This is a genomic window from Novipirellula herctigrandis, assembly GCA_007859835.1.
GTDB lineage: Bacteria > Planctomycetota > Planctomycetia > Pirellulales > Pirellulaceae > Novipirellula_A > Novipirellula_A herctigrandis.
This window is the reverse complement of sequence record SJPJ01000001.1, coordinates 238,352-245,244: the sequence shown is the minus strand read 5'-3', so window position 1 is coordinate 245,244 and position 6,893 is coordinate 238,352. Positions and strand designations below refer to the sequence as shown.

At 55.4% G+C, this 6,893-nt stretch carries 5 protein-coding genes and 1 pseudogene; 4 read left to right on the top strand and 2 right to left on the bottom strand.

Going from position 1 to position 6,893, the window contains the following annotated elements:
• The first annotated feature begins 26 nt into the window (after positions 1-26).
• The 3 genes and pseudogenes from CA13_RS34475 (at position 27) to CA13_RS34465 (ending at position 662) form a co-directional block, all read left to right on the top strand.
• A complete protein-coding gene (locus CA13_RS34475) occupies positions 27-197 on the top strand; it encodes a hypothetical protein (protein ID WP_419193782.1) in 171 nt (56 codons plus the stop codon).
• A pseudogene (locus CA13_RS34470) lies at positions 194-346 on the top strand (transposase); the annotation flags it as partial. The gene CA13_RS34475 and the pseudogene CA13_RS34470, both read left to right, overlap by 4 nt.
• A 16-nt stretch (positions 347-362) precedes the next feature.
• Positions 363-662, top strand: a complete 300-nt coding sequence (locus tag CA13_RS34465; RefSeq protein ID WP_419193781.1) for a hypothetical protein — start codon at positions 363-365, stop codon at positions 660-662.
• Positions 663-736: 74 nt separating this feature from the next.
• On the opposite strand, the gene CA13_RS00880 is transcribed toward CA13_RS34465, so the two are convergent.
• Positions 737-934, bottom strand: a complete 198-nt coding sequence (locus CA13_RS00880; RefSeq protein WP_146393928.1) for a hypothetical protein — start codon at positions 932-934, stop codon at positions 737-739.
• 879 nt (positions 935-1,813) lie between these two features.
• On the opposite strand from CA13_RS00880, the gene CA13_RS00870 reads away from it, so the two are divergent.
• Complete coding sequence (locus tag CA13_RS00870; RefSeq protein WP_146393924.1) at positions 1,814-2,977, top strand: hypothetical protein; 1,164 nt, start codon at positions 1,814-1,816, stop codon at positions 2,975-2,977.
• A 327-nt stretch (positions 2,978-3,304) separates the two neighbouring features.
• On the opposite strand, the gene CA13_RS00865 is transcribed toward CA13_RS00870, so the two are convergent.
• Entirely contained in the window at positions 3,305-6,886 is a 3,582-nt protein-coding gene (locus CA13_RS00865; RefSeq protein WP_146393921.1) for a LamG-like jellyroll fold domain-containing protein, read from the bottom strand.
• Between the last annotated feature and the right edge of the window lie 7 nt (positions 6,887-6,893).

Sequence of the window (6,893 nt, the reverse complement as noted above, 5' to 3'; positions counted from 1 at the left end):
CGCGAGGAGAATATTAGGTTGTTGATATGCCTAGGCCCAAACGTGCGGACGAGAAAGATGCGCTCTACCAAGCCCTGAATTGGGGAAATGGGCGTTCGACAATCTCTCACAAAGAAGCCGACTACGAAGCGTTCGAAAACATTTTGTCCGAAGGACTGCAGCTCTCAATCCCTGCCAAATCCTTGCCTACCAGTTGATGCCAAATCATTTGCACCTGGTGCTGCAGCCAAGCGAGAACGGAGGGATGAGCCATTTCCTGCGATGGAGCACGCTAACGCACACGATGCGCTACCACGCCCACTATCACACTGAGGGAGAAGGCTATGTGTACCAAGGGCGATTCAAGAGCTTTCCTGTTCAGGATGACGATCACTCCCTTGACCTGTGCCGTTACGTTGAACGAAATGCGAAACGAGCAAGGCTCTGTGGAAAAGGCAGAGGATTGCCGATGCATATTCTGTATGGTGCCACCCACCATATGGACAATTCGCGGACGCGGCGGACAAACCGTCGGCACGCGACCAATGCTTCATGTTGTCGAGCGTCGTATTGGCAGCGTCGTACTTGGCCCGCAAACGAGAGAAAAAGGGCTGCCGGGGCGAGCGTCCCGGCGTGGCGGAGCGGGAAGCTCCGCCGCGCCATGCTTGCTCGATTATCCCTGACAAACGTTTCAACATCCGTGTTGGTATCCTTGTGCCGTCCCCGACAGCCCAGTGCAAATTGTCTAGAAGAACGATCAGCCGGCCGACGGTGGCGTGATCTTGTTAAAGCGAAGACCGCGATGCGGCTGCTTCACGGCATCCTTGCCGGCGAGGTGTTTATCGGCAGCGATCTGCTCGGTCAACTTGTGTTGTTCAACACTGCCAGCGTCGCCGGAAGCCTTGGCCGGTCCAGCGGCGTTTTCGCGGATTTCGTCTTCGAGGTTGTCTGGCATGAAGAGCTTTTATAAGTGCGAATAATGTGTCCCACTACCTATAGACCTTCCAACTCGGGACGCGAAAAGACGAAACGTTGTTGATTTTTTTCGGAAATAGTTATCTTCGCGTGCGTCGTTGCAAATCTTTGAAGCTGATTCGTTGCCTTTTTGCATCAGATGATCCCCCGGACGATTCGGATCTTAGCGGACTTGCAAAGACGCTGCGGTCGATGAAATCGGTCGCTTTTTTTATGGTGCGTTATACTGGTCGGGCAGCGTCGAGATCACCGTTGTGTCTGTCTTGCGGCCTGTCGCAGATATCGCAACTAATTGCGCCCGGACGTTTCGGAAAATGAGCCCGTTACCTGTACCTACACGTTTCATCGTCCAAACTGCCACAATCAATCTAAGAACGCCATGACCACCAAATGCCCCCGATGTAGACAGACGTTGCCAGCTGGAAGCGGATTCTGCGTCGGGTGCGGTTTTTCTAGCACAGACGTCGATTCGCGGAAGTTCAGCGTAGAACAGGATGCACGAACTCGAATAGAGCGGGTGAGGCTCCTTGGAAGGCTATTTCGATTTCTGCGTTGGACGCGATGGGTCCGCTAAGCAACTGGTTATTGCAATCGTTCGGCGCGTCGGTGTCTAACCCGAGCAGACACCTACGCAAGTTTCAAGACAGACTTCGAGCGTTCGGTCGATCCAACTTCCGCGCGAAGAGTGACTGAGCAATGAGACTTCGAGGGTCGGCAACGCACACTTACTGCAAGGCGATCTAAAGATTGCGATGGATCCCAAAGAGTTCGCATATTCTGTATGGTGCCACCCACCATATGGACAGGGTGAGAAGTTTTGTTAAATTCATGGCTTCCTCTTACGTTTGGAGACTCGCCAATGCCCCGCCCTGCACGTGCTGAACAGTTTAATGCTGGTGAAGTTTGTATCGTCCATGTTGTTCAACGCTGTGTCCGCCGTGCGTTCTTAGCGGGGATCGATCCGGTTTCCGCCTGCGATTTTTCGTACCGCAAAGAATGGATTCGCCGGCGCCTGGAAGCTCTGGCCTCCGTTTTTGCTGTCGATGTGCTCTCCTATGCGGTGATGAGCAATCATATGCACCAGATTTTGCGTAATCGGCCCGATGTTGTGGCTGTTTGGAGTGATCAAGAGGTCGCAATCCGCTGGCTGAAAGTCTTCCCTGGACGCAGAATCGAAGAACATTTGGCCGAGCCGACCGAAAATGATGTGAACCGCTTGGTTCAAGACACGAAGCGATTGGCGGAGATACGCCGACGGCTCTCGGATATCTCTTGGTTTATGCGAGCTTTGGCGGAACCGATCGCGAGAATGGCCAACCAACACGATGAATGCACGGGAAGGTTTTGGGAGGGGCGTTTCAAGGCTCAACGAATCATCGATGAAGCAGGCCTATTGGCATGTTCGATGTACGTGGACCTGAATCCCGTGCGTGCCGCGATGGCTGAAACGCCTGATACTTCGCCTCATACGTCAGCCTACGACCGAATCGAAGGCGAGCGTGGCAAGGAGCTTTCATCGGCTGCGTTCGATCTGGTGCCGATCCCAACCGAGCAAGCTGGCAAAGAGATGCGAGAAACGCCAGTGGATAAGCTACGCAAGAAACGCAAAGCGAAGAAGCGGAGTCCGACGGGACGTCGTATTCGGCGCGACAGTTGGTTGGCGCCGCTAACGCTTCATCCTGAGAAATTGTCCGCAGATGCCGAGGTTCACACGGCAGGGCTGCGGGCAAGTGATCGTGGTTTTTTGAGTCTTTCGATTCGGGATTATTTACAACTACTAAGATGGACGGCGCGTCAAAGCGTTGATGGAATGGTCCTTAAAATTCCCGCGTCGCTTGCAAACACACTTACGGAAGTGGGGATCGATGCGTCGATGTGGCGAGAGTTGGTTTGGCATTGGCAGCGTTACTTTGGTAAGTCGACTTGTGCGGGTCGACCCGATTCAATGCGAGCCGAAGCAGAGCGAACCGGTCGACATTGGCACCGCGGTCAGCAAGCCGCATCCGCCTGTTTTGTCAGCTAGCGATCAGATCCGGTATCTTGTCGGTCGTCGATTTCGAAGCTTGCTCGCAAGTGCTCGCGCGAGCTTTAGGAATGACTGCGCAATGCATACATGCAATCGAGCCGACTGCTGATGTGGGCGAGTCTCGTGCGACAAAGTCTTGCTCAATTTGCAAACACCCGAATTCCTTCAGCACACCGAGCCAAGTCAACTGTGAGATGGAGCAGCAATTGTATGATCTCCTAGCCACCGCACAGTGCCTAGCACCCAGTCTTATGGCACCCGGTTTTTTTGTTCCGTTTTCATTTATGGTTTGCGTACTGGTGCATGCCGAATGTCGGGAGCGGCCTAGTCCATGGCGCCGGCTGCTCCGCCATTGGCTGGACGCTGGCTGCCGATGAAATCATAAAGAAACGGCCCATCAAACTCCCAAGCGTAAAGTTCATCAATTGTCGTCTGTGCGTCGGCCAGTGTACCACGTGCGATACGCATGAATTCAATCATGCCGTCTATGTATTGACCCTTCGGTGTTCCGCCCACGTAAAGATCCGCGTTGTTGGCCAGGGAGGCGTCTGCGCCGAACCCTGGCCCGACCGCGTCCAGCTTGCCGTCGATGTAGATCGTGAACGTCGCCGTGTTTCGATCGGCCTCAGCGATGACGTGGTGCCACTGGCCGTCGTTGACAACACTGTTGCTGACGAGGCTGCGGCTGGCCAGGGACGCATTGTTGGCGTCTGCTTGCGCGGCCAAGGTCACGCCACCGACCTCGTTGACATGCAGTGCGAATCCCGCTTTGTCCATTTTCTGGATCAGCGTCGCGTCCCGTTCGCCTGGCACAGTCTTAAAGTAAGCCTCGATTAGGAAGTTCGACGTGTGGATTTCTGGGTTCTTTAGGTCGGCGCCCTGGACGGTACGGTTCTCGTTGATTTTGTCGCCTCCCAACGTCACAGTGGCGCTCTTGCCCTTGGAATCGCCGAGGGAAATGCCCGCCGTGGCCAGCAGCGTCTTGTCCTTCCACTCGCCCGTGGTAGAGAGGTAGACGGTCAGGACAAAGCTGCCCAGATCGGGCTTTTCTTGCGGCTCGAACGTGAACGTATAGGGGCCGGGACCTTCGATCTCCTTGCTCGGGCCGCCCCACGCGTTGCCGCCACCGAATGCGTCACTCTTCTTCATCCAGTTCAAGTCCGCAGAAAGTTTCAGCCCGTCCTTGACGTCATTGAGCTTAAGCTCAACCTTGTAGCTTTTACCAGGTTGCATGGCTGAGGGAACCGTTGCGGTCGCCCATTTTGGCGAATCGTAACTGACATCGTGATTCACGGTCCGGTGGATATCTTGGTTGGTCGTGACTGCGTACTGGTCGCGTCCGTTAAACCGCAGGGCACCCGTCGTCCAATTTTCCAGCGGGCCGTTTTGGTAATCCTTCATAGCAATATTGACGCCCTTGAGCGGATACATGGGAAACGTGTAGTAATCGTCTCGGCTCGTGTAGTACGGGGCCATGCACCAGTGTTCGTCCATAATTCGCGTCGGGTCGCCCTGGATGGGGCAGAAATTCCATTCGGCTACCGTCTCGTAGAGGCTCCATGGTACGAAGACCTTCGCGCCGTGGCCGCGGGCAGCCGAATTGACGGACGGCCGAAAGTCGTGAGCGTCTGGGTCACGCAGTGGCGATTGCTCAGCCATGACCCCCACACTTGCGGCCAACGGTTGGTAGCTCTCCAAGGCTTCCCGCATCGATTGGAGCGTTCCATGCCACCGCCCGGAAGGCTCGAAAACGCCAAATGTTTCACCGGAGTCATAAAAGATGTTGCGCGCGTAAGCATCGGTATTAATGGCATACTGGCTGCGGCGGGGTCCTGCGTCGGCCTCGTTTCCGGAGTCAACCGTTTTCGCCGGATCAGCATCACGAAAGACACGTAGTCCCATACCTTGCCAGATGTTGCCCAGAAACTTCACACGGCCAGCCTGGGGTGCCTGTCGGCGCGAGCCACGTACGAAGTTGTAGAGTGTGTTGTTGAAAAACGTGTTCTCGTAACTGATGATCTCCTGAAAAGCCGCCGTGTTAGCCAATTTGCCTGACGGTCCTTTCGATTTTCCCCAAGCGATGTTATTGAAGTAGTAGTTCTTGAAGGCTCCGTCTAGGTAATAAGCGTGGCCAAAGCGGTCTTCCGTATCGGGGCTCAGCACGTGATCCCAATTGCGATACCCACCGGGGTTGCCAGAAATATTGTTGTAGACGTAGGCTGGTCCGCCCTGCCAGGTCTCAATGCCGCCGAAGTCGTCCACGTTCAGCAGCGTATCGACGGCTTTGTTGTGGTGGATAAGAATTCTGGTGAAGGGGCGGTCGGTGGCTGCACGGTTCGCCTTGGCGCCATGGACATCGATTCCTTGTGCACAAACACGATAGAAAATATTCCCCGCCACCTCGACCGTCTGCGCGTAGTTTACTACCAACGCCGCACCCTGGCCGAAGAGGTCCGGACGGATGCCGATGTGGTCGAACTTGTTCCGCCTGACGCGGACATCGTAGAGCCGGCCCATGGGCGACTCGATGTCGCCATAAGTCGAACTGTCGGCAAGCTCCACACCGCCGGAGTCCGCATTAAAAAACACGTTATCGTCCACGACGACTTGGTCGATGGCATCCTGTCGGCCCACGGCCTTCAGACGAACTCCCTTGTGGATGTGCTCGAACGTGCAATGAGTCACCTGGATATCGGTGCCACTGCCCAGCAGACGTATGCAACCGGGTTCCGCATCGATGCTTTCGTGCGAGACCCAGTAGGGCGCGGCAGTCAAGTTCCAATAAGTATTGGTGAAGCGGAAAGTAAGCCCCCTAATATGCACGTGGCTCATGCCTGGGCTATCTATCATGCGGATGCGCCGAGCCACTTCGACGCGGGTTTGGTTAGGGTCCTGATCACCGGGAAGGCGAAGGTACAGCCGGCCGCCGCCAGCCTTCTTGTCGAACCAGAACTCGCCGGGACTATCGAGATACTGCGGTTTGTCTTCTAGGTAGAAGCGGCAGCCGCGAATGACTTTATAGGAAGGTCCGCCACCCCATTGTCCAGGGAACGCGAGCGATCCCTTTTCACGGTCGACCGCCAAAACCCTGGCCGGAAAGGGGCTCCCCATGACCCATCCTTTGGTGGTCCAGACAATTGCCCCCTCGTAATAATCTTGTGGGTTGTTTTTGTTAATGTCGTCCTTGTCGAAGGCCAAATGCCGTTTTTGGCCGTTGATGGTCGCGTAGTTGTCGAAGGGTTTGTCGGGGTTCTTCCACGTCCACCATTGACTCTTGATGTCGTCCCGATCAGTGATAGTCCAGTTCGGTGTGCGGGCCAGAGCGATGCGGGTTACAGCGTCGTCTTTGCCGACCATCCATACGTTGCGTGGTGCCCAATCGAGGTCTACGTACCAAACGTTTTCAGACTCTGGTATCAGTTCGTTGTCGGCGTTTTTCTTCCACCCCCTCACGTCCTCCGAACCGCAAATGACGGCGGGCCCCTCGCCCCAGGACGGATCCCGAGTCAAGATTACAGGATCGTCCGAAGTGCCCGATTCGTCCGCGTTCATCTCGCCGCGGTAGTCCACACCCTGCTTGAAGATGTAGGTTCGCACCCCGTTACAGGCCATCGCCTTGCTGCTGGAATCGGGGTCCCAAGGGTGATGCTTCCACGGCGTCTGTTTCGAGAGACCGTCGTTCTCATCGTTGCCAGACTCGAAGTCAATGTAGCGGATCGATTTGCCTGTTTTGAGTTCGAACGGCTTTGGCGCCCACTCCAAATCGCCCGTCGGCATCGCCTTTGCCTGCGGCTCCTGCCACGACCACCGAGTTGTGTCCTGGGCATCCGACACGCTGTGCACCGCAAACAACAAAGCCAACGTGGCAATACAACTTTGCTTTCGATCAATTACGAGTAAACTCATGGTAGGT

Bases quoted from the DNA above. Each gene is read 5' to 3' on its own strand.
- CA13_RS34475 (WP_419193782.1), top strand. From the start codon at position 27: ATGCCTAGGCCCAAACGTGCGGACGAGAAAGATGCGCTCTACCAAGCC.
- CA13_RS34465 (WP_419193781.1), top strand. From the start codon at position 363: ATGACGATCACTCCCTTGACCTGTGCCGTTACGTTGAACGAAATGCGA.
- CA13_RS00880 (WP_146393928.1), bottom strand. From the start codon at position 934: ATGCCAGACAACCTCGAAGACGAAATCCGCGAAAACGCCGCTGGACCG.
- CA13_RS00870 (WP_146393924.1), top strand. From the start codon at position 1,814: ATGCCCCGCCCTGCACGTGCTGAACAGTTTAATGCTGGTGAAGTTTGT.
- CA13_RS00865 (WP_146393921.1), bottom strand. From the start codon at position 6,886: ATGAGTTTACTCGTAATTGATCGAAAGCAAAGTTGTATTGCCACGTTG.